Origin of the sequence: Pseudomonas cichorii (genome assembly GCF_019719005.1) — a bacterium.
Lineage (GTDB): Bacteria > Pseudomonadota > Gammaproteobacteria > Pseudomonadales > Pseudomonadaceae > Aquipseudomonas > Aquipseudomonas cichorii_E.
The window spans coordinates 1-22,404 of sequence record NZ_JAIGPJ010000003.1 but is presented as its reverse complement, the minus strand read 5'-3'; the positions used below and the strand labels follow the sequence as shown (position 1 = coordinate 22,404).

Below are 22,404 nucleotides of genomic sequence, written 5' to 3'. Positions count from 1 at the left end.
CATACAAGGAATTCCAAGATGCACGCCACGCTGGAACACATGACGATCTGGGGACTGATCAGCAATGCCAGCCTGCTGGTCAAGGCTGTGATGCTGACCTTGCTGATGGCTTCACTGACCAGTTGGTATCTGATCATTCAACGCAGCCTCGCATTGCGGCACGACGAACACTCTCTGGATGCTTTTCAGCAGCGCTTTCGTCGCGAACCTGAACTGACTCTGCTGCATAACGAGGCCTCTGAGGCTCGTGAGCAGGCCAACGGCATTCAGCAGATTTTCCAGGCAGGTTATGCCGAGTATCAACAGCTCAGGCATCGCCCGGGCATCGAGCCTGATGTCGTATTGTCCGGCGTCGAACGCTCGCTTCAGGTGGCGATCAGCGAGCAGGAACTGCAACTGGAAAAGGGGCTGCAGTTTCTTGCCACGGTGGGTTCGGTCAGCCCTTATATCGGCCTGTTCGGTACGGTCTGGGGCATCATGAGTGCGTTTATTGGCCTGTCTCAGGTGCAGCAGGCCACGTTGTCTTCGGTTGCGCCCGGCATCGCCGAGGCCTTGATTGCGACTGCCATCGGCCTGTTCGCCGCCATTCCAGCGGTCATTGCCTACAACCGATTTGCAGCACGTGGCCAGACGCTCGCATCCCGTTACTACAGCTTCGGCAACGAATTGCAGGTGCGTCTGAACCGGACCTTGCAAGGCCTGACTCGCAACATGGCCGCGGCGGCCTGAGGGACTTTTCATGCTGGTCAAACCCCAACGCAAACATGGCCCGAAAGCCGAAATGAACGTCGTGCCCTATATCGACGTCATGCTGGTGCTGCTGGTGATTTTCATGGTGACAGCGCCGATGCTGACCCAGGGTGTGAAGATCGAACTCCCGAAAGTCGCCAGTGAAGCGCTGCCCACCGACACCAAGCAGCGCATCGTGACTCTGTCGGTCAAGGCCGAGGGCGGCTACTACTGGAACCTCGGTGAAAACGTCGAAACCCATGCGCAGACCGATACCGCGGCCAGCCTGGAGGACATGCAAGAGCGCATCGCCAGTCTGGTGGCCGAGCGCGCAGACACTCAGGTGTTCATCCGCGCTGACGACAAGGCCGATTACGGGCGTGTGGTCGCCGCCATGGCGGCCTTGCAGCGCAGCGGCGTGACTCATCTGGGACTGGTGACAGAGGCGCCGCAATGAACACCATGACACTGGAACTCGAGTCTCGTGGCTCCAGGGCCATGGACTGGAGCACGCTACGCAAGAACGGACTGGCGGCCGCCATTGCTTTTGGCCTGCATGGCGCGGTACTGGGCGCATTGCTGTTCGGCTGGAGCCTTCAGGAAAAACCAGCCGAACCCGTCAGAACGATGACTACTCAGCTGTTCATCTTGCCACCCGAACCGGCACCTGCACCTGCGATTGCGCCCGTCATTGAGCCTGTGGTCGAGCCAGCGCCTGTCGTCGCCAAACCCATCGAGGCGCCCAGGCCACAGGTCGATACTCAACGCCAGGTCCACCAGCTCGAACAGGCCGCACTGGCGCGCAAGCGCGTCGAAGAGCAAAAGCGCGAGCAGCGCCAGCACGCTCAGGAAATCGAACAGCAGCGTGTGGCGCAGCAGCAACAAGCCGAGCAACAACGCCAGGCCGAGCAGGCCAGGCAAACCGCCGAACGTGCCCGTCAGGCCCAACAACAAACGACATCCGCCGCCGACAACAGCCAATATCAACCTGTCAGCAAGGAGGCTCCCGACTACCCCCAGCGCGCACTGGACAAAGGTATCGAAGGCGACTGCACCGTCATCTACGACGTTTCACCTCAGGGGCGCGTGGTCAATCCACAGATCCAGGGCACCTGTCATCCACTGTTTATCAGGCCATCAATGACTGCGGCTGAAACCTTCCGGTATCAGCCGCGAATTGTGGAGGGAAGGGCGGTGACTGTTTCGGGAGTGAAAAATACGTTTCATTACCGGATCAGTCAGTAAAGCGGTGCTCTGTTTCAAACCTACCGCGTAATCACCAACACCCAAGGCCCCCAGCCTTCGACCTTCGCCCCATGGGGTTGCGCCATTGCGCGCAATGCGGCTTCGGGGTTGCTGGTGTCATAAACGCCGGTAATGCGTTTATCGGCCAGTTGCAGGTCTTTGATCCAGAGGGTGCCGGGCAGGTAGCGGCGCAGTTCGTCCACCACTTCGGCCATGCGGGCGTTGTCTGCGATGAGCTGGCCGTTGCGCCAGGTGGCGATGCGGTTGGCAGGCAGGGTTATCAGTTTGATCTGGCCGTTGCTGCGGTTGAAGTCCAGTTGCTGACCTGCGGTCAGGCCTGGATTGAGGATCCGGTTCGAGCCATGCTCGGTGACTTTTACCGATCCGTGCTGCACGCCCACTTCGATGTTCTTCTTTTCCAGGTCGACATTGAAGGCTGTACCGGTGACGGTCACATCAAGGTCGTGCGCCCGCACATTGAAGGGCTTGCTGCGATCGGGTTTGACCTCGAAGAAGGCTTGTCCACCTAGCAGACGAATATCGCGGCGGGTGGCCGTGAACTCAAAGGCAATGGCGCTGTTGCTGTCGAGCACGGCACGACTGCCGTCCGGCAACTGGATTTCGCGTCGTTCGCTGGCGGTCTGGAAGTCAGCCTGCAAGGCTGTGTTTAAACTGGGAGCCACGGCAGCTACCAGGCAGGCGGCCAGAGCCCCGCCAACGGCCCAGCTCAAGGTACGTCGGCGTCTTGGGCGGGCGGCGAGATGAGCTTGTGGTGCAGTATCTGCCGCTACAGGTGGAATCGGCGGCCATTTATGGGCTGTAGCCGGAGCAAGCTGGCCGGTCAGGCCCCAGACGCGCTCGGCCTTGAGCAAGGCTTCGGCATTTTCCGGTGCGGCCTGCAGCCAGTTCTGAAGTTCAGTCTGCAAGCCGGCATCGTCGGGCGCTTCACGGACACGCATCAGCCAATCCAGGGCAATATCCAGGCGAGCTTGGCGAGGTTCGGCTTGCGGCATGTCCGGCAAGGCTCCAGCGGTAGAAAAGGCGTGGGAGGGTCGCACACTATGGCTCCCTTCTGCAAAAGACGTTTGGCCCGCATTTTTTTTCAGATTTTCCTGAAAATTCTTTGAATGGGGCTCAGCCATTGCCTCGCTCCAGCCAGGCTGCGCAATGGCTCAAGGCATCATGTACCAGTTGATGCGTCAGCCCGACCGAGATCCCCAGCGCTGTTGCGATCTGTTGCAGGGTGTAGCCGCCGAGGCGATGCATCTCGAAAGCCATGCGGGTTCGTTCCGGCAATTGCGCCAGCGCATCTGAGACTTGTTGCAGTTCGTCATGGCTGACCGCTTCCTGTTCGGGGGAGGCGGTAATGGCCGGGAGCTCTGCCAGCAGGGTATCGCCGTCTGGCTGGCGCTTTTCGGTGGCGATGCTGCGTGTCAGGTCCAGTGCCAGATTGCGTACGATGCGATACAGATAGCCGACTGGATGGTCGATGGTGGTGTTCTGATCGGGCCGACCATTGAACCGCAGCCAGGCCTCTTGAACCACATCTTCGGCGCGAGCACGGCAGCCTACGATGGGCGCGGCATAGTCCACCAGGGCTGAGCGATGCGCCATATAGAGATCAAGTTTGCTGGCGGACGAATCCACTGGGGTTGGTGCTCATATCCCGTGGGAAGGTGCGACATGTCCTACCCGAAAGCGAGCATGCTACCTGTTTTCGATAATCATTATCAAATGCGATTTATGTCTTTCTGCCACTTATTGCCAGGAGCGCAGCCTTGTTGCTGCGCCCCTGATTCTGGTATCTAGAAGATGTAGTCGGTGGTCAGGAAGCTGGATTCCCGGTTGCGGATGATGTCGCTGATCAGCGTCTTGTTGCTGTCCTGGAATTTGGTCGCCACCAGCGTACGGATCGAGAACACACGCAAGGCGTCGTGAACCGAGAGCGTACCTTCGGCGGAGTTCTTGCGGCCATTGAACGGGTACTGATCCGGGCCACGCTGGCATTGGGCGTTGATATTGATCCGGCCGACCTGATTGGCGAAGGCATCCACCAGTCTCCCGACCTGAGTCGAATCATTGCCGAAGATGCTCAGTTGCTGGCCGAAATCGGAATCGAGCACGTAGTCGATCACGGTCTGCAAGTCCTTATAGACGACCACCGGCACGACTGGCCCGAACTGTTCTTCGTGATAGACGCGCATGTCCGGCGTCACGGGGTACAGCAGGGCAGGGTAAAAGAAGGTTTCGCTGACTTCTGCGCCGCCTTCATTGATAACACGGGCACCCTTGGCAGTTGCGTCGGCGACCAGGCCTTGCAGGTAGTCGGTCTTGCCCGGTTCTGGCAGTGGTGTAAGCGAAACGCCAGGTTCCCAAGGCATGCCGGGCTTCAACTGCGCCAGTTTCTGCTGGAATTTCTCCAGAAAACCTTCCACGACATCTTCATGCACGAAGAGGATCTTCAGGGCAGTACAGCGTTGGCCGTTGAAAGACAGCGAGCCGGTTACCGACTCGCTGACGGCGTTATCCAGATCCACATCGGGCAGTACGATGCCGGGGTTTTTCGCATCCAGCCCCAGAGCGGCGCGAAGGCGGTGAGGGCGCGGGTGCAGCTTCTTCAGGTCACTGGCAGCCTTGTTAGTGCCGATAAAGGCAAAGATGTCGATCTTGCCAGTCGCCATCAAGGCACTGACCGTTTCCCTGCCGCGCCCGTAGATCACATTGATGACGCCGGCCGGGAAGCTGTCACGGAAGGCTTCAAGCAGCGGACGAATCAGCAGTACCCCGAACTTGGCTGGCTTGAAGACCACGGTATTGCCCATGATCAGCGCCGGGATTAGGGTGGTAAAGGTTTCGTTCAGCGGATAGTTGTAAGGCCCCATGCACAGCGTCACGCCCAGCGGTACGCGCCGGATCTGGCCAAGAGTGTCCTGCTCAAGCTCGAAACGGCTGGAACGGCGGTCCAGTTCTTTCAGTGCATTGATGGTGTCGACGATGTAATCGCAGGTGCGGTCGAATTCCTTTTCCGAGTCCTTCAGATTCTTGCCGATTTCCCACATCAGCAGATTCACCACCGCCCGACGCTGCTCGCGCATGCGCTTGAGGAACGACTCGACATGCTGAATGCGCTCGACCACACGCATCGTCGGCCAGCGACCCTGGCCACGGTCATAAGCCTGAACTGCAGCATCCAGTGCTGTCATGGCCGTTTCTGCATCCAGCAACGGTGTACTGCCCAGAATCACCGACTCAAGCCCGGTTTCAGTCCTCAGACAGACCGGACTGCGCACCGGAGCCAGCGGTCCTTGCCATGATTGCAGGACACCATTGACCAGATACTCCCGCTGCTCGATGGCAGGGCCTGTACGGTACTGCTCAGGAATGTCGTCAGCGGCAGGGAACAGCGTTTCAAGACGGTTAGCCTGGGTCATCTCGTTCTCCTTTCTGTTATCAGCGTTGCAGGGGCAAGCGAACACACTACGCCACAGCAAACCCACGACGAAACCCTGCGCCTGCAAATGACTGTTTATGCTCAATATTTTTTCAAAGTGATGCTTGACTTACCCGTTTTAATCAGTAAGATAGCGCTCATTCCGCGATAGCTCAGTTGGTAGAGCAAGTGACTGTTAATCACTGGGTCCCTGGTTCGAGTCCAGGTCGTGGAGCCAGAATTTTGTGATGTAAATCAAGGTCTTGCGTCGTTTCTGCTGAAAGCGCACACCAATGACAGCTGATACGTCATTGGGCTTTCAGAAGTGAAAACGTCCAAGACCTTTTTTTTACATCCGGAAACAAAGTCGCGTGCCCTGTTTTGACGATCCGGCGCCGTCTCTAATCAATCGATTTAGAGGCGTGCATCATGAGAATCGTATCCATCGTTTCAACCAAGGGCGGACCTGGAAAAACCACGGTCACTGCCAATCTGGGCGCGTTCTGCGCCGATGCCAATCTTCGTACCCTGCTTATTGACCTCGACACCCAGCCTTCGTTGTCGTCGTTCTATCGTCTTGACCATGAGGCTCCAGGCGGTATCTACGAGCTTATCGCTCACAACGAAACCCGCTTCGAGCAGATCGTCAGTCGCACCTGCATCCCCAACCTGTCTCTGATCCTCTCCAACGATCCTTTCAACCAGCTCAGCAACCTGTTGCTGCATGCGGCCGATGGGCGTCTGCGACTGAAGAATCTGGTGGCGGCGTTTGCCGATGACTTCGATCTGGTGCTGATCGACACCCAAGGCGCTCGGTCGGTCATGCTGGAAATGGCTTTGCTGGCTTCGGACATGGCTGTTTCGCCCATCTCCCCCGATATGCTCGCCGCCCGTGAGTTCTATCGTGGCACCCAGCAACTGCTCAAGGATCTTGAGCCACTGTCCCAACTTGGCGTGCGCACGCCACCTCTGAACATCGTCATCAACAAGCTCGATGCCACCAGCGACGCCAGCCTGATTTATCAGTCACTGACAGAAACCCTGACCGATCACCCGCAGCTCAATTTGCTGGAGACCACCATTCCGGCCGCTGTTGTGTTTCGTCGTGCAGCCACTCAAGGCGTACCCGCACATCGTCTGGAGCAACGCCAGCCGCAAAACCGCAAGGCGGCTTCGGCGTTCTGTGTCGTGCATGCCCTGGCTCACGAGTTGTTCCCTGAGTGGCGGGGCGAGTTTGATCGGCTATCCATGCAAGCCATTGGTGAGGTTCTGACCCGGGAGTTGGCGTCATGAACCTGCTTGAGGTGGTACCACCGCATTCCATCGAGGCTGAGCAGGGCGTGCTGGGTGGCCTGATGCTCGACAACCAGACGTGGGATCTGCTGGCCGATGTGCTGGTGCCTGAGGATTTTTACCGGCGCGAGCATCGGCTGATCTTCCAGTCCATTCAGACCCTGGCCAGCAGCAACGCTTCAGAAATCAATGCCCGTAGCCATGACGTGCAGGAGGCTTTCGAGCAGAAGCTATTCGCTTTGGGGTGGGGCGATTACCCAGCACGTTTGTCGACGTCAACGACACGCTAATGCATGTGCTAGAGCGGGTGGACTTTCACTTCAATCACGGCAATGGCGTCATGGGGGTAAAGATCATTCCGGTTGAGCTGGTTCATGGTGTCTCTGATACAGCTGCTTACGAGATTTTGGGGCAGTCGGTTATCTTTGCGGCGTTTGAGGTGTTGGCTGTAGCGGTTGGATGAAGGCGTGCTGAGTTGCGGTCATGTTTTTTGCAGGCTATTTGGCTGAATGGTGCTCTCCTTTGGAGGGCACCATGTTTTGATTTTCCTGCTTGTGGCAATCATCAGGTGGTTGATACGTTGTTGTCATGAGTTCAAGTGTCAAGCGATACCATGCCATAAATAACTGCATAAATGGCTTTTTCCGATTCTTGATCTTCCAGCATGGTTTGTGCAACTTTCTTTGATATGTTTTCAAACTCGGGGTGTTCTAAAATACGTTCACCAAATTCCCAGCGTAATATTTCTTGTATAGTAATAATCGGAGCGGCGCTATGGAAGGTGTCGGTGTTTTTTTTAAGATATTGAAGACGGCTTTGTAGGTGCTCTCGCAGCACTTCAAGGTCTGTTACGCCCTTTTTCGGCTTGATCTCGGCTGGGTTATTGGCTGCCCTCGATACTACTTTGTCCTTGGGCTTGGCCAGCGCAGCCAATACTTGAGGCAGGCGAGTCGAGTCGATTTTACTCATCAAGGTATCTCGAGAGTGTCGCGGTAGGCACCAAGGAATAATGCGGGCTCGGCTTTGTCGGGGAGGGGGACGTTAGATGTATCCGAGATGCTTGACAGTACTCGCTTCATGTCAGCTTTCAGTGCTGCATTGGAGCAGCTAGCCAAGCCCATAGTCAGTCGGTTGATCGCGGTTTCTGTGTTTTCATTCAGTAATTCCAGATAGGCTCCAGAGAATTCTCGCAAGCTTATATCCGGCGATTTCGCTGAAAGTGAATCGAACGCGTTGCGAGCCTCATCCACCTTTGATAATTGAAGGCTTAGCAAGCCCAGCTGGAAGCGCGCCATATCCATTTCTGGGTTCAGTTCAAGGGCGCCTACCATTTCTGCGTGAGCGCGCTCCATCATGCCTAGTTCGGCATGTTCGGCGGCGCGAAAATAATGAATGGCTGCATTTTTTGGTTCTAGCTCGAGGGCTGTATTCAGGCAATCCAGTGCCGCGTGGTGGTCACCTTTCTTGCTGGCGTTGATAGCCAGATGCAGATACTCCGATGCGTCTAGCATGTTGCGCTTTCCCATAGATGATGACTTTAGTGTTGGTCCGGATGGCGGTCTGGAGCTTTGTTCTGGTGGGTTTTTAGCCATTTTTCCATCAAGATGCGACCGGTATCGTTGCTGTCAGGTCTGGTTTGGTCAAGGACTTGATCAATCAACTGGGCTGCTTTTTCTGGTTGTCCTGATTCCTGAAGCAGAAGGGCTTCGGCGTATCGAGCCGACAAGCAGTCGGGTTTGAGTTTGAGTGCGCGGCGAATGCCTTTGCGGGCGCTTTCTTTCATGCCATCCATGATATCAACGATTGCGAGTCCGCCGTGGGTCTCGCCAAAGGTGCGGTCCAGCGCATAGGAGCGGTTGAGTGCTTGGCGAGCTTGAGCACTGTCTTTGCGCAGGATGTAGATCCAGGCCAGTAGATGCCAGGTGCCGATATGGTCCGGCATGAACTGGACTGCCGTTTTGAGATGTTCTTGGGCTGCATCGAATTCTAGTTCGTTGAACTCCAATCTTGCCAGTCCTGACCAGGCTCGGCCGCATTCAGGATGCGTTTTGACTGTATGAAGCCAAGCGCTACGCGATGCGGTTATATTGTTTTGCTCGAAGTGAACCGAGGCGCAGGCTATTAGCGCGTCGAGTTGATCGGGGTCGTCTGCCAGTGTTTCGTGTGCAGTGATCAATGCTGGGGAGAGGTTGTCGTTTTCATACTTCAATAGGGCGAGCAGGCCGCGTATCTCTGTGTTTGACGGTTCCTGCTTCTGGGCGCGGGAAACAAGTAGTTCGGCTTCTTCGGTTTCCTCCAGTTGATGCAATGCGCGTGCATGCATCATCAGCAGAGTGGCAGGGCTTTCCGGGTCATTGCTCAGGCGTGAAAGCAGTGCGTGAGTCGATGCATAGTTTCTGCTGTGGAAGTGTCCGGTGGCGGTATTGAAGATAACGGCCAAATGTTCGACTCCGCCTTCGATTGCTTTGTCACCGAAGGTTGCTGCAGCAGTGTATTGGCCAGCTTGTAACGACAAATGTGCCGCCAGAGCAAATACTGTGGGGGCTTCGATCGCGTGGATCTTTATATGATCAATCAGTTGCTGGCCATATGAGCTATCGCCAAAGTCAATAGCGAGTGACAGGGCATCAACCAAAAGCGATAAGTTGGTTGGGTCATGTCCTAGATACGTGAGCAGGCGCGCCAAGCGTTTGTGCTCAGCAGGTGCGTTGTCAATGGCCATGAATGGTTTCTTTATTGGTCATAGGTCTGAAAGGGCGGTTCTGGCTAGTGATTATTGCTCTGATAACTGCTGCCTGTCATGCCCTAAAGGTCGATTTCAACGTTTCATAAAATATTTTCTCTTAGCCCTAAACTTTTTTCAAAAGCCGAGCATAAGCACTTTCAGTAGCGCTGCTTGGTGGTTAAACGGCAGCCGTTTTTTGAGCCGCGGGTTGGCAGAGCTTCGTCGGGGGGGGGAGAAGAAATTATGGTCGCCATCGTCGCTGGTAATGGATTAGGACTGTTCAATACATCGTTGAATTCTCTGGGAGGTAACGCTGTAGGTGGCCAGAGCAACCAGGGGCAGGCCGCAGGGCAGGCGATGGTGAATATCAGTAACGGGAACCTGGTGCTTCGCTTTACCGATGAGCAACTGTCGGGCCTGGGCCAAGATTTGCTGCACACCCGAACTTACAATACCCAGGGAGGTTTGAGTGATGGAGATGCCGATGGCTGGCGTTGGGATGGTGAGCGTAGCCTGTTACTGGCGGGTAATATTAATGTCACTGGCAGCCAACTGGTCCGTACGTCTGGCGATGGTCATCAAACCGTATATCAGTGGAACGGTACCCGATATCAATCGACTGAAGGCGATGGTGCTCATGATACGGTCGTCTGGGACGCAACTGCAGGTCAAATGGTATGGACCGACGGTTCGAGCCGACTTGCCGAACGCTATGACACTAACGGTAGACTTCTGTCGGTCACCGATGCTAATGGTACTCAGATCAACTACAGCTACGATGCCAGTGGGCGGTTGAGCTCAGTCAGAGACAGCTCCGGTCAGGAGTTGGTTTTGAATTATAACGCGTCCGGAAAACTGGAGCGTCTCGATACTCGCAACGCCACGGGCGGTATGCTGACTCAACAAGTATATTACGGGTATGACGCTCAGGGCAGGTTGATTAATGTCAGCACAGATTTGAGCCCGGATGACAACAGCATTGTCGATGGTAATGTTTACCGCACCGGCTATGCCTATGATGGTGCCAGTTTCCGCATCTCCAGCATCGTGCAAAGCGATGGGACTTCGACCAGTTTCACTTATCAGTTGCTTGATGGCGAGTACCGTATCAAGACGGTTACCGACAGTTCGGGCACCACCACATTCAACTACGACATCATCAGCAATCGAACGGATGTGCTGAATGGATTAGGCCAGCAGTGGAGTTATTTCTATGATGCTAATGACCTCCTGATTGAGGTGCAAACGCCAGCTGTTAACGGTCAGCGTTTGTCTACGCGTTATTCCTATGATCTGGACGGTAACGTGATCCGCATAACGGATGGGCGTGGCAATGCCATCACCTATCAGTACGATGCGAACGGTAATACTATCTTGGAGCGAGATGCAGGGGGTACTACAGTCGTTCGCATCTACAACTCTAATAACCAACAGCTCAATGAAATTCGTTACAGCGCAACAGCGGTGTTAGATAGCAGCACTGGGCTGTGGGCTGAGCCGCCAGCCAGCACAGCCCAAGTCAGTCGATTAAGTTATGACAGTAATAATAGAGTGCGTTTTATAGTTGACGGACGAGGTCAGGTCACAGAGTACCGTTATAATGCTCAAGGTCTGAGAGTTCAGGAAGTCAGTTATCGTGATGCGTTGTTTGAGTTGGCCGGGCTTACACCGCAGGCAGTATTAACAGAGTCGCAGTTAGTAGTCTGGGCTGGCTCGCGTGACAAAACCCGTTCTACCTTAACTGAACTGAGTTATGACTATCGAGGTAATTTGAGCCGCCGTGTCACCTACAGTTCCGTTGATGCTGTTGGCGGGGGAGTACAGGAGTCTAGCCTCAGCGTAACCGAATATATTTACAGCCAGCATGGCCAGTTGTTACAGACTTTGGTTGTGCGTGGGGCGGACCGCAGTCAGAAAACTGTTTTGAGTTCGATCGTCTATGACGGCTTAGGTCGGGTGCTCAGTAGCAGCGACTCGGCTGGCACTCGAATCAATGCCTATAACGGCACTAGCCGTACGGTGTCGATCATCAACAGTGCAGGGTTGACTGTTACGCAAACATACAACGGCCAAGGGCAGCTTATCAGTCTTACCCAAACTGCATCGGGCCAGACGCCGCGCTCTACTGCTTATGTTTATGATGCTGCGGGTCGTCAGGTTATGGTTCAGGATGCGACTGGCGTGCGCAGTTATACGTTTTACGACGAAGCCGGGCGGGTCAGTGCCTTGGTTGATGGGGTCGGAGCTATCACAGAGTATAGCTATAACGCGGCCGGACAGCGCGTCCAGGAAAAGCGCTACGCGACCCTCGTCGACACCTCCGGCTGGTATGACGGTGCCACGGTGCTCAAAATGCTCATAGCTGAGATTCGTCCGCTGAGCGGTTCTGCTGATCGTGTTACTGCTTTTACTTATGATAACGCCGGTCGACTAAGTACCAGCACCGATGCCGTAGGTGTACTGGCCACCTTCACTTATGACGGTCAAGGCCGACTGGTCAAACAACAGACCGGTGACCGCACAACAAGATTTTTTTATGACGCCAGTGGCCATCAGAGCGGTCAGCTGGATGCTGAAGGTTATCTGCTTGAAAACCGTTATGACGCGACAGGCCGCTTGACCCAAAGCATTCGTTACGCAAATGTAACTGTGCTCGCCAATCGTGCCAGCGCGACCCTCGATGTTTTGCGTCAGCCATCCGCTGGTGATCTCTCGAGTTGGTACTACTACGACGCGGCTGGACGACAAGTCGGTAGTGTCGATGAGAAACAGTTCGTCACTGAAACTGTGTACGACGAAGCAAGTAATACTCAAAAAACGATTCGTTATGCGACTGCCTATACCGCCTCAATTTCAGATGCGACGGCATTTTCAACAATCAAAAATTTTGTAGCGACAGGTGTTGCACAAACGGCGACCACAGTTTTTGACGCTCAAGGGCGAGTAGCTCGGCGTATTGCCAGCGATGGCTCGACTACTGCGTATGAGTATGACTCGGCTGGGCGGCTGGTACGAGAAACTCAAGCTCAAGGTAGCGCCGAAGAGCGTAGTACTCGTACCCGCTATGACGCCTTTGGGCAAACCATAGGCAAGTTGCTCGGCGAGGCTTCAGCGCGTATTGCAACAGGCATGAGCGACACCGAAGTATCTACGATTTATGCGCAATATGGCCTGACCTATCAGTATGACGCAAATGGGCGGGTGGCCAGTGCAACTGATGCCTTGGGTAATCGAACGCTTTCCTATTATGACGCGGCGGGACGCCTGACTCATGTTGTCAATGCATTGGGCGAAGTCAGTGAGACGGTTTATAGCGCCTTTGGCGATGTTCGTGAGCGTACGGCCATCACAGAACGATTGGCAGCAACAAATACTACTGTGTTGTCGGGCGGTGTTTTGAGTGCCCAAGTAAAGACCCTGTTACAAGCAATCCGGAATGCGGCGAGTGACAATCGGCGTACATATGACTATGACAGCCGTGGTCTGCTTACTTCAACGACCGATGCTCTGGGATACGTGACTCATTATGCTTACAACGCTTTTGGTAATCAAACGTCTATTACTCGCGCAATATCTACAGGTAGCACTGTCGTCAGTAACATGGTCTATAACAAGCGTGGTGAGCTGACTGGTCGTGTCGAAGATGTTGGCGGATTAGCACGCAGCAGTGCCACTGCCTATGACGCTTTCGGGCGGGTGATCAGTCAGGTTGATGGTCGTGGTTTGAGTGTCGCTACGAGCTACGCTAGTAATGGTCGAGTGATTACCATCACGAATGCTCTTAACGAGGGACAAACCAGCGAATATGATGCCTTCGGTCGAGTGCTCAAGCAAGCTGATGCACTGGGCAATATTACGACTTACGCCTACAACGACAGCGCGCGCAGCTTGACAGTGACAACACCCGACGGTGTCAGTGTCGTGAGTCTGAAGAATCGTCACGGCCAAATTCTGACTGTCACTAATGGCACTGGTGCTGTGACTCGTTATAGCTACAACAAGGACGGCCAGCTTGTCACGAGCCAGGATGCCTTAAATCAGTCCACTACCAATGCGTATGATAAGGCTGGGCGGCTGCTCACGGTGACCGACGCTTTAGGGCGTATCACCCGCTATAGCTATGACGCAGCTAACCGTGTGCTGACCCGTACCGATGCCAATAATAGTGTTACCAGCTACAGGTTCGACGGTCAGGGGCGACAAGTGCGAGTGGTCGATGCTGAAGGCAAGGCCGAGCAGCGCGCTACCGATTATGTCTATGACAGTAAGGGGCAGCAGCTCCAAGTTATCCAAGATCCCAATGGCCTGAAGCTCACTACTAGCTATACCTATGACGGCATTGGTCAGCAAATCCAGGTGGTGCGTGGCACGGTGACCAGCTCGAGCCAGCAGACTACATCGTACGAGTTCGACAAGCTGGGGCGGCGCATTGCTGAACATCAGGATCCGAGCGGGTTGAACCTGACTACCCGATACAGCTACAACGGCAATGATCAGGTCACGCGCAAGATTGATGCTGCGGGCAACAGTACCTTGTATGTATACGACAATGCTGGTCGTGTGAGCTCGACCATTGACGCTTTGGGTTATGTAAGCGAAAACAAGTATGACGCTAATGGCCGTGTTATCGAGACGGTACGTTATGCCCGTCCGGTGCAGGTGCCGGCAGCGGGCAGCAGTGATGGTCGAACGCTGACCCTGAATGGCAGCAATGTTACTTTCACTGCGCTGGAAAAGGTCGCCATCGACCCGGCCAAGACCTACACCGTGCGGGTCAAGCTGCGTCAGGTTGCAGGGGAAGGTATCGTCTACGCCGGGGTGGTTACGTACGACAGTGCTGGCAACGTGATCGCCAACCCTTACGCGAACTCTTACTCGTATAACGCGACAGAGGGTGTGAAGCTGACGCCGGAGATGGGGTGGCGGACGTTTGAAGGCACCATCAGTGGCACGAATGCAATCAATGCAAGTGCCAGCCCCAAGAAGTTCCTGGCCGGCAGTGTCAGCGCAGTGCCTCTGCTGCTGTACAACTATGGTGCCGACAACAGCGGTGATCCGGATCGCCTGGTCGAAGTGGATTCGCTGGAACTGATCGACACGGCCACCGGTCAGGTACTGAACGTCAATGCCAACACGAACGCGGGTTCGGCAAACTGGTCGGGCAGTATCGGGAACATAAACAGCGCAAGTGGCAGCCTGAGCGTGGAGCGTTTGCAATCGCTACTGCGTCCGGATGGTGCTGACCGGCGCACCCGGTTTGTCTATGACGCTGTAGGCCGCCAGCGTTATGTGATCGATGCGCAAGGCGCTGTGACCGAGAATAAGTATGACGCCAACGGGCAGTTGACCGAGACGGTACGTTACGCACGGCCGGTGCAGGTGCCGGCAGCGGGCAGCAGTGACGGGCGAACGCTGACCCTGAATGGCAGCAATGTTACGTTCACCGCGCTGGAAAAGGTCGCCATCGACCCGGCCAAGACCTACACCGTGCGGGTCAAGCTGCGTCAGGTTGCAGGGGAAGGTATCGTCTACGCCGGGGTGGTTACGTACGACAGTGCTGGCAACGTGATCGCCAACCCTTACGCGAACTCTTACTCGTATAACGCGACAGAGGGTGTGAAGCTGACGCCGGAGATGGGGTGGCGGACGTTTGAAGGCACCATCAGTGGCACGAATGCAATCAATGCAAGTGCCAGCCCCAAGAAGTTCCTGGCCGGCAGTGTCAGCGCAGTGCCTCTGCTGCTGTACAACTATGGTGCCGACAACAGCGGTGATCCGGATCGCCTGGTCGAAGTGGATTCGCTGGAACTGATCGACACGGCCACCGGCCAGGTGCTGAACGTCAATGCCAACACGAACGCGGGTTCGGCGAATTGGTCGGGCAGTATCGGGAACATAAACAGCGCAAGTGGCAGCCTGAGCGTGGAACGTTTGCAGTCGCTGCTGCGTCCGGATAGAAATAGTGACCGTACCACCACTTATACCTACGACGCTGTCGGCCAGCAGAAAACTGTTACTGATGCCGCAGGCAAGGTCGAGTCATACACCTACGATGGGTTAGGAAACCGCAAAACCCTGACCAATAAAAATGGAGACGTCTGGACCTATAGCTATGACTTGCTAAACCGTCTGGTGGAAGAGATTACTCCAGCGGTTACGGTATCGAGTATCACCGAAGCTGGCGTGGTAAAGGCCGCGACTCGCTATCTGGTTACCAGCACTGCCTACGATGCCCTGGGCAACGTTACCAGCCGTAGCGAGGGCCGCCTTAGGAGCAGCGTTACTGCGGATTCAGCGCTGGACGATCTAAGTGAGGTGCGGACCACAGCTTACACCTACGACAATCTTGATCGGCAGATTCTTACCATCAGTCCTGGGTGGTATAACAAGCTCAGCGGCAGCTATCAGCAGAGCTCGGATGGTACTGCCAACACTTTTCAGGTCAGTACTGAGGTTACTTTCGACAGCTTCGGCAATGCAGTGCGCAACCGTGTGCGGGTCAATAACAGTGGGCTGGCGGCCACTGACTTTGTTGATAGCTATAAGGTCTACGATACGCTGGGTCAGGTCAGTTATGACATCGATGCGCTCAAGGGGGTAACCGCCTATTCCTACGACAGTCTGGGCCAGACTACTCGCACCGTCCGCTACGCGAACGCTTTGGCCCAAGCCGTGCCAGTAAAGGGTTATTACCTTGGAACCGATATTACCGTCACCACACTGGTGCCGAATGCTGATCAAGACCGTACGCTGACTACTACTTATGACACCCTTGGGCGCAAAACCGCAGTTCAGCAAAATCAGGTCAGCCTATACACCTTTAGCGGTAACGTCGCCACTTCGATACTGATCACCGCTGCACCGACCACTCTCTATAGCTATGACGCTTTTGGCCAAGTGATCCGGGAAACGCAAGTTGCGCGCAACGCCAGCGGCGTAACGGCTATTACTGGGGGTAGCAGCGTTCATTATTACGATGTGGCAGGAAATCGTATCGGTAGTGTGGATGCTTTGGGCAATTACACTCGCATGGAATACAACGTACAAGGCAAGCTTAGCCGGCAGGTCGAGTATGGCGTGGCGTTGAGTTCCTGGAATGAAAGCGTGGTACCGGGCGAACCCATAGCCAGTTCCAATGACCGCAGAACTCGCTACGACTACGATGCGATGGGGCGCTTGAGCCAGGTTACTCAAGAAGGTGTACGTTACTGGCAGCAGACCGTGAATGCTTCAAACGGCGTGGTATCTGCCACTCCGGTTGTGGGGAATCTGGTGGTTAGTCACCTGACCTATGATGGTGTAGGTAACACCCGCACGGTTACCGATGTTGCAGGCAGCGTCACCACCACCGATTACAATGCGCTGGGGCAAGTCAGCAAGGTCACTGAACCAGCACGAGTCACCGCAAAAAATGGTGCGATTGATCCGTTTTCGGCTGGCTCTGTCCTGGCCTCACCGACTATAACCTATGCTCTTAACGCCTTCGGTCAGATACTGGTTGAGACCCGTAGCGCAGGTCGCACAGGCGATGTCATTCAAGCTGGGTCAACTCAGACAACTCGTACTCGATACGACTCGAATGGTTACGAAGTGCGAGGTTTTGATGCCAGCGGTGTGGCGACAACTTATAAAGTCGACGTTGCGGGTCGCAGGATCGAACAGAGCTTGCAAACCAGTGTGGTGCTAAGCGGCTGGACGGTGGGTGGCTCTGCACTCTCGCGTAACCAGACTCTGCGCCGCAGTTTCACCTATGACGTTCTGGGTCAGCAAGTTTCGACGACCGATTGGTATACAGCGGCTGATAACACCCAGAAGGGTACGACTACATCGGCGCTCTACAATCGTTTCGGCGAAGCGACCAGTCAGTTGCTCAATGGCAATCTGCAGACCAGTTACCAATACGATCAGACGGGTAGGGTCGTCCAGCAACAGAATGCTCAGGGCGTCACAAAAATGGATTACGACCTGAGCGGCAAAGTCACGCGCAGTAATCAGGTAGGTGGTGTCAATGCCGACGATGATCGCATCACATATACCCGTTACGACAATCTCGGTCGAGCTTTGGAGCAGCACCTGCCGGCCTTCGAGGCGAATCTCAACGCTGATACCCTGAATAACATCACCCTGACTTTGGCTACCCCGATTATTCGGCAGACCTATGACCGCTGGGGCAACATGCTCAGTCGTACCGATGCGCGCGGTTATATCACCACCTACACCTACGACCATAACAACAAACAATTGACGGAAACGTTGCCGGTCACTGACATCCTCAGGGAGAACGGTACCAGTTATCGTGCGAGCCTGATCCATGAAAAGCGCTATGACGGTTCAGGCCTGTTAATTCAAGAAACGGATCTGGTCGGGCCTTATGCGGGAGTTGCAACCAGCACTGAGCTTCGCACTCGTCAGCATGTGTATAACCAGGCCGGTGAGTTGGTTCGTGATGTTGATGCTTTGGGGTATTCGCGTAATTACTTGATGGACAGCAATGGGAACCGGGTTGCGACTCAAGATGCTGTGGGGACGGTGTTGATAGACCGTTATGACGCGATGGATCGGCAGGTGAGTCATGGCATTGTTCGCAATGGGGCGGCGGTGACATTGTTGACCAATCAGTATGATCAGGCGGGGCGGCTGGTTGGAGAGATCAGTGGCAGTACGGCGGTTGAGGAAACGTTGGTTAGTAATGCTAATGCTGATAGCTCCAGTACCACTACCGGTGTTGCCGGGAATGTGCGTTATACGTTGTTTGATGAGCGTGGAAATGTTGTTGGGACTCGTAATGAGTCGAAGATTGAAAAAAAGTATACATATAGCGAAAGCAATAGAAAAGTTGAAGAATTGGATGGGCTGGGTAACAAGCTGTCATGGGTTTTTGATGAGGGTGTTTATGGGAGATTGACAAGTAGCAAGGATTTAGGGGGGAATGAGTTTTACTATTTTTATAATGATTTTGGTCAAACGCTAAGGAAGATGTCTTCATCTGTTTCTAAGGCGGCTTCTGGTGAACCTGTAGATTTTGGGGGGGCGTCAGGGATTAATTATATATACTATTCCAATGGTGCTCTGAAGTCTTCGGAAAATATGGATAGCATTGGCCCTGGTGAAGTTAATTCGTTAATGTCAATATATGAGTATAATCTGACAGGTGAGAAAGTTCGTTCTGTTGACTCGCATATATCAAAAAGTTCGTTAGTTCTGGTCTGGAATGCTAGTGCCAGTTCCGAAACGCGCTATAGATTTGATGAGCGCTCCAGGCTCAAGGAAGCCAATGCTCCGGTGGGTACAGCCCTTCGGGGTGATTATGGGGATGTTGCCAATACAGCAAAGATTGAATCGCTTCGTTACGACTTTGATGAGTATGGTAATCGTCGCCGTGCCTATATGGATACGACAAGTCAGTTAGGTTTGCGTACGGTTGTTGATACTTGGAATAAGTTTGATAATGAAGATAGAGTTTTGGTAGGTGATGGTTTTGTGTCTGGCGGTCAAGTAGTCGCCGGGAAGCTGGCAGGAAAAGCCAAGGGCTATTCAATAGTATATGATGGGACTGGACGTCGACTAGCCTCTGAGCAGTGGGTGAATACAAGCGCGTCTAATGAGGTTTTTCGTCGCGAAGAGTATCTGTATAATGATGTTGGTCAAGTGGTTAGTTCGGCTTCTCGCACAATTAGCCGGGCTTTGGCTGCTACTAGTTCTCAACTGGTAATGTCGCAAGGAGGAGCTGTTGTCGACTTCTCCACTACATATGATGATCGATCAAATCGAATGGGGCTAATTACTTTCAAGGGAGGGGTTGCTTTAGCTTCAAGTTTCTATTCTTATCGGGGTGATGGAAAGTTAAGCTCGCAGGTTAACCACGAAATCCTAAATGGAGTGCAAAGAAAAACTCAGGCAACATTTTATGGTGAAAATGCCATGATTGATGCTGTGGGTAATCAAAAGGCGTATCGCTATGTTGTTTATAATAGTGACGGGGTGAGTGTAAATTATACGGGTGCTTACAGTAAGTCTTATGTTTTGATGGATTCTTATAAGGAAAGTGAGACGGTTGCGACTTGGAGTTTGGGTGGTACACCTGGTAATACATTCTTCATGTACTCCGCAACTGGGGTGTTGAGTAGCGTTTTTAATGGTGTTGGGTATCGTGCATTTTCGTCTAATGCTGATGGTCAATTAACTGCTGCCTTTGCACAGGACTACAGTGATAGTAAAAAGGTGCAAAACTATTTTTATTATAATGGGCAGGCACTTGCAAATGTCGGTACGGCCAGTGTCGCAGAAATAAGCGATACGTACACGCCAATCTCCACTGATTATCCTGGGCTAAATCCAAAAGTATATCTTGTTGCCCCTGGCGATACGCTTGAGCGTATTTCGCAAACAGTTTGGGGCGATCCAGGTATGTGGTACTTGATCGCTGATGCGAACGGCCTGGATCCTGCCAAGCCTTTATTGGCTGGCGAAAGTCTACAGATACCTAACGTTGTAAGCAGTGTTCACAATAATGCATCTACTTTCAAACTGTATGATGCTAATGACGTGATCGGTAATACCACGCCAAGTCCGGAATTGCCTCCCCCTCCCAAGCCGAAGAAAAAGAAGAGCAGTGGCCTGGCGAGTGTCGTCATGGTCGTGGTGGCTGTCGTTGCGACAGTTCTAACTGCTGGTGCGGCAGCGCCAGCTGCAGCTGCAGTGGCGAGCTCCTCTGCGATCAGCGGGCTTGCAATGACGGGGGCGGCGGTACTTTCAGGCTCGATCGCAGGCTCGATCGGATGGGCTGGCTTGGGAGCTGCAGTTCTCGGGGGGATGGCAGGAGGTGTTGCATCACAGCTTGCCGGTAGAGCTATGGGGGTTGTGGATGGTTTTTCGTGGGGGCAAGTTGCGGTGGGAGGGATTACCGCAGGTATCACGGCAGGCTTCGGTACTCTGGCTCAGACAGGAAGTCTTGGTGCTTGGGCGAGTACTGCTGCTGAGGCAATGAAGACGGGTGGAGCCTACGGCAGTGGCTATGCTGCGCTGGGTACGTTCAACTATGCAAACAGTCAAATCGCCAATCGTATTGTGGGGCTTGATACGACATTTAGTTGGAGAAATGTCGCTGCGTCGGCAATAGGAGCAACAATTGCAGGATATGCGGGGAGGGATGTTGAAGGGCTATGGGGGGCGGCGGCACGTGGTCAGGCTAGTGCTTTTGCCTCCGCTATTCTCAAGGATAAATGGTTTGGAGGAGGGCGGCCGAACTACGCCGCGGTTGCTGGGGATGCGTTCGGAAATACGTTAGGCAATTACATGGTGAGTCAGGCGATTAACAGCGGGGAGTCTCGCAATCTTGATGCTTCGCTTGCTACCAACCAGTTCCAAAGAATGTTGGATAGTGGGGAATTACCCGATACGCTGACGACAAAAGAGCTTTCCTATCTGGCCCGTGAGACTGAAAAAAATGGGGGGGTGCTGCCGGATTATCTGCGGCGTCGCGTTTTCAACATTCCGGGACCGCTTTTCTCTGCTAGCGTGTACGCAGATACAGATCTGATGAGTACTGATGCCACGAATTTTGACACGGGCAATACAGCGCTAGATATGGCATATGGGCTTAATTCTGTCATTCACAATGGCGTTGCCTTGGGAGTCAATGGGATATGGGCTGGAGTGAACGCTGTTCCTATTGCGTGGGCAGAGCTGAGTGGGAGAACTTTTGAGCAGGCTAGTCAGGATGTATTAGCTGCTGCTATGGCAATGCCGGGAGGGGTATTTGCAGGTCGTCTGTTGGCTCCGTCAGCTTGGCTTTCTAAAAAGGTTGACCCTGCATTTTATAAAGTGTTAAATTTTGGCGAATTAGGTAATGATGTTCCTATTGCAATCAGTGATGATGTTCCTATTGCAATCAGTGATGCTGCAATACTTCGTGCTCGAGTTAAATTAAATATTCTTATTTCTCGGGCAGGAAATGAAGCCTCGGCTTTTAGAGATTTTGTATCGGTAGAGGGGAGGCTTCAGGAGCAGCTTTTTATTTGGCCGCCAAACAGAGGAAGAGTTGGGCCGGTCGAGGTGATTGAGCTTCAGCCCGGGTTTGTTATGGATCGTTTTGGCTTTCCTTCTGGTAGATATTTATCGCCTCAAGGCACGCCATTTTCTGACAGGGCTTTACCTTCTGCGTATCAGTCTACGCAGCCATATTCCATGTATTTAGTCGTAAAGCCAATTCCAAATGTTGTCCAAAGTCGAGTTCTTCCATGGTTTGGTCAGCGAGGTATGGGGGTGCAATTAGAGCTTCCCGGAGGCGTAAATTATCTTGATCCTAAGAACGGATATGTGAGGTTGATTCATCGTGAATATTGAACAGTTGCAAGAAATCCTAATTCGTAAGGGGGTGAATGAGATTTTTTACTCGCTTGGGTCTTTGGCTGCTCAAAGTGAGTCATATTCTATTGTGCAGGACGGTAGTGAGTGGAAAGTTGTATACAAGGAGCGGGGTGAGTGCTTGGTTATTGAAGCAGGCTTGTCGGAGGATGAGGCTTGTAGGCTGCTTTATAGAATGTTTGAAGAGTTTTTCGGCTGGCTAGAATGAAGTCTGCTACTGTGGTGCATGGTATGCGGTGGGGCCGTCTTGGCGAACATATGTGAGCCGGTTTAATGACCCTAGATACCTCAATAGGGATACTACACGTACTGAGTAATGCCGATCAGTTAAGCATTTTTGCTTGACGTAAAGCCCCAGAAAATCAAAGTCCGATGCCTGTCTCGGTATCGGATTTTCTATGCGTTTTATTCATGCTTTAACCCTAGCCTACAACTTCGCTTCAGCCCACGATACCTCCAGCTCTCTGGGCTCGTTGTCCGATCCGGCTTTGGTCGAGCAAACTTAAGCGCACCATGAAGCCTGCCTTCAAATCATCAATCTGAAACTTGATGCTGGGCTCCTGAATGATTTCTGGAGCTTTTGGCAATGATGCGTCCCAATGCTAGCGTCGAAAAA

At 53.6% G+C, this 22,404-nt stretch carries 14 protein-coding genes and 1 tRNA gene; 9 read left to right on the top strand and 6 right to left on the bottom strand.

Features of this window, described 5'->3' with window-relative positions:
• The first annotated feature begins 18 nt into the window (after window positions 1-18).
• Genes tolQ through K5D32_RS03745 form a run of 3 tightly spaced genes read left to right on the top strand, consistent with a single transcriptional unit; the run spans window position 19 to window position 1,974 of the window.
• Window positions 19-729 carry a protein TolQ gene (tolQ, locus tag K5D32_RS03755; RefSeq protein ID WP_221599298.1) on the top strand — a complete coding sequence of 237 codons (711 nt, stop codon included), beginning with the start codon at window positions 19-21 and terminating at the stop codon, window positions 727-729.
• 10 nt (window positions 730-739) lie between these two features.
• Entirely contained in the window at window positions 740-1,186 is a 447-nt protein-coding gene (tolR, locus tag K5D32_RS03750; RefSeq protein WP_221592803.1) for a protein TolR, read from the top strand.
• The gene (locus K5D32_RS03745) at window positions 1,183-1,974 is read left to right on the top strand and encodes an energy transducer TonB (protein ID WP_221592804.1); all 792 of its coding nucleotides are present in this window, start codon (window positions 1,183-1,185) and stop codon (window positions 1,972-1,974) included. Before tolR ends, K5D32_RS03745 begins: the two co-directional genes overlap by 4 nt.
• A 20-nt stretch (window positions 1,975-1,994) precedes the next feature.
• On the opposite strand, the gene K5D32_RS03740 is transcribed toward K5D32_RS03745, so the two are convergent.
• The 3 genes from K5D32_RS03740 to K5D32_RS03730 all read right to left on the bottom strand — a co-directional run bounded on the left by K5D32_RS03740 (window position 1,995) and on the right by K5D32_RS03730 (window position 5,405).
• On the bottom strand, window positions 1,995-3,032 hold the full coding sequence (locus K5D32_RS03740) for a FecR family protein (protein ID WP_308125034.1): 1,038 nt from the start codon (window positions 3,030-3,032) through the stop codon (window positions 1,995-1,997).
• A 76-nt stretch (window positions 3,033-3,108) separates the two neighbouring features.
• The gene (locus K5D32_RS03735; RefSeq protein WP_221577849.1) at window positions 3,109-3,588 is read right to left on the bottom strand and encodes a sigma-70 family RNA polymerase sigma factor; all 480 of its coding nucleotides are present in this window, start codon (window positions 3,586-3,588) and stop codon (window positions 3,109-3,111) included.
• Window positions 3,589-3,779: 191 nt separating this feature from the next.
• Window positions 3,780-5,405: an NADP-dependent glyceraldehyde-3-phosphate dehydrogenase gene (locus tag K5D32_RS03730; protein ID WP_221599297.1), complete on the bottom strand. Its 1,626-nt coding sequence runs from the start codon at window positions 5,403-5,405 to the stop codon at window positions 3,780-3,782.
• A 161-nt stretch (window positions 5,406-5,566) separates the two neighbouring features.
• On the opposite strand from K5D32_RS03730, the gene K5D32_RS03725 reads away from it, so the two are divergent.
• The 4 genes from K5D32_RS03725 to K5D32_RS03710 all read left to right on the top strand — a co-directional run bounded on the left by K5D32_RS03725 (window position 5,567) and on the right by K5D32_RS03710 (window position 7,160).
• Window positions 5,567-5,642, top strand: a tRNA-Asn gene (locus tag K5D32_RS03725).
• Between the two features lie 191 nt (window positions 5,643-5,833).
• The gene (locus tag K5D32_RS03720; RefSeq protein WP_221599296.1) at window positions 5,834-6,697 is read left to right on the top strand and encodes a ParA family protein; all 864 of its coding nucleotides are present in this window, start codon (window positions 5,834-5,836) and stop codon (window positions 6,695-6,697) included.
• Window positions 6,694-6,987 carry a DnaB-like helicase N-terminal domain-containing protein gene (locus K5D32_RS26185; protein WP_221599295.1) on the top strand — a complete coding sequence of 98 codons (294 nt, stop codon included), beginning with the start codon at window positions 6,694-6,696 and terminating at the stop codon, window positions 6,985-6,987. Before K5D32_RS03720 ends, K5D32_RS26185 begins: the two co-directional genes overlap by 4 nt.
• On the top strand, window positions 6,987-7,160 hold the full coding sequence (locus K5D32_RS03710) for a hypothetical protein (RefSeq protein WP_221599405.1): 174 nt from the start codon (window positions 6,987-6,989) through the stop codon (window positions 7,158-7,160). The genes K5D32_RS26185 and K5D32_RS03710 overlap by 1 nt, the downstream gene beginning before the upstream one ends.
• A gap of 131 nt (window positions 7,161-7,291) precedes the next feature.
• Here the strand turns inward: K5D32_RS03710 and K5D32_RS03705 are convergent, their stop codons facing one another.
• Genes K5D32_RS03705 through K5D32_RS03695 form a run of 3 tightly spaced genes read right to left on the bottom strand, consistent with a single transcriptional unit; the run spans window position 7,292 to window position 9,419 of the window.
• Window positions 7,292-7,666, bottom strand: coding sequence for a hypothetical protein (locus K5D32_RS03705; protein WP_221599294.1), 375 nt, complete (start codon window positions 7,664-7,666; stop codon window positions 7,292-7,294).
• Complete coding sequence (locus K5D32_RS03700; RefSeq protein WP_221599293.1) at window positions 7,666-8,208, bottom strand: tetratricopeptide repeat protein; 543 nt, start codon at window positions 8,206-8,208, stop codon at window positions 7,666-7,668. The genes K5D32_RS03705 and K5D32_RS03700 overlap by 1 nt, the downstream gene beginning before the upstream one ends.
• A 26-nt stretch (window positions 8,209-8,234) precedes the next feature.
• Window positions 8,235-9,419 carry a lipopolysaccharide assembly protein LapB gene (locus K5D32_RS03695; protein WP_221599292.1) on the bottom strand — a complete coding sequence of 395 codons (1,185 nt, stop codon included), beginning with the start codon at window positions 9,417-9,419 and terminating at the stop codon, window positions 8,235-8,237.
• Window positions 9,420-9,665: 246 nt separating this feature from the next.
• Here K5D32_RS03695 and K5D32_RS03690 point away from each other — a divergent pair, with 246 nt between their 5' ends.
• Together K5D32_RS03690 and K5D32_RS03685 are read left to right on the top strand one after the other, a co-directional pair.
• A complete protein-coding gene (locus K5D32_RS03690; RefSeq protein WP_221599291.1) occupies window positions 9,666-21,767 on the top strand; it encodes a glycohydrolase toxin TNT-related protein in 12,102 nt (4,033 codons plus the stop codon).
• On the top strand, window positions 21,757-21,996 hold the full coding sequence (locus tag K5D32_RS03685; RefSeq protein ID WP_221599290.1) for a hypothetical protein: 240 nt from the start codon (window positions 21,757-21,759) through the stop codon (window positions 21,994-21,996). The genes K5D32_RS03690 and K5D32_RS03685 overlap by 11 nt, the downstream gene beginning before the upstream one ends.
• Window positions 21,997-22,404 lie beyond the last annotated feature (408 nt).

Coding starts and splice junctions, on each gene's coding strand:
- K5D32_RS03710 (WP_221599405.1), top strand. CDS start 6,987: ATGCATGTGCTAGAGCGGGTGGACTTTCACTTCAATCACGGCAATGGC.
- tolR (WP_221592803.1), top strand. CDS start 740: ATGCTGGTCAAACCCCAACGCAAACATGGCCCGAAAGCCGAAATGAAC.
- K5D32_RS03700 (WP_221599293.1), bottom strand. CDS start 8,208: ATGCTAGACGCATCGGAGTATCTGCATCTGGCTATCAACGCCAGCAAG.
- K5D32_RS03690 (WP_221599291.1), top strand. CDS start 9,666: ATGGTCGCCATCGTCGCTGGTAATGGATTAGGACTGTTCAATACATCG.
- K5D32_RS26185 (WP_221599295.1), top strand. CDS start 6,694: ATGAACCTGCTTGAGGTGGTACCACCGCATTCCATCGAGGCTGAGCAG.
- K5D32_RS03735 (WP_221577849.1), bottom strand. CDS start 3,588: ATGGCGCATCGCTCAGCCCTGGTGGACTATGCCGCGCCCATCGTAGGC.
- K5D32_RS03745 (WP_221592804.1), top strand. CDS start 1,183: ATGAACACCATGACACTGGAACTCGAGTCTCGTGGCTCCAGGGCCATG.
- K5D32_RS03705 (WP_221599294.1), bottom strand. CDS start 7,666: ATGAGTAAAATCGACTCGACTCGCCTGCCTCAAGTATTGGCTGCGCTG.
- tolQ (WP_221599298.1), top strand. CDS start 19: ATGCACGCCACGCTGGAACACATGACGATCTGGGGACTGATCAGCAAT.
- K5D32_RS03720 (WP_221599296.1), top strand. CDS start 5,834: ATGAGAATCGTATCCATCGTTTCAACCAAGGGCGGACCTGGAAAAACC.
- K5D32_RS03695 (WP_221599292.1), bottom strand. CDS start 9,419: ATGGCCATTGACAACGCACCTGCTGAGCACAAACGCTTGGCGCGCCTG.
- K5D32_RS03730 (WP_221599297.1), bottom strand. CDS start 5,405: ATGACCCAGGCTAACCGTCTTGAAACGCTGTTCCCTGCCGCTGACGAC.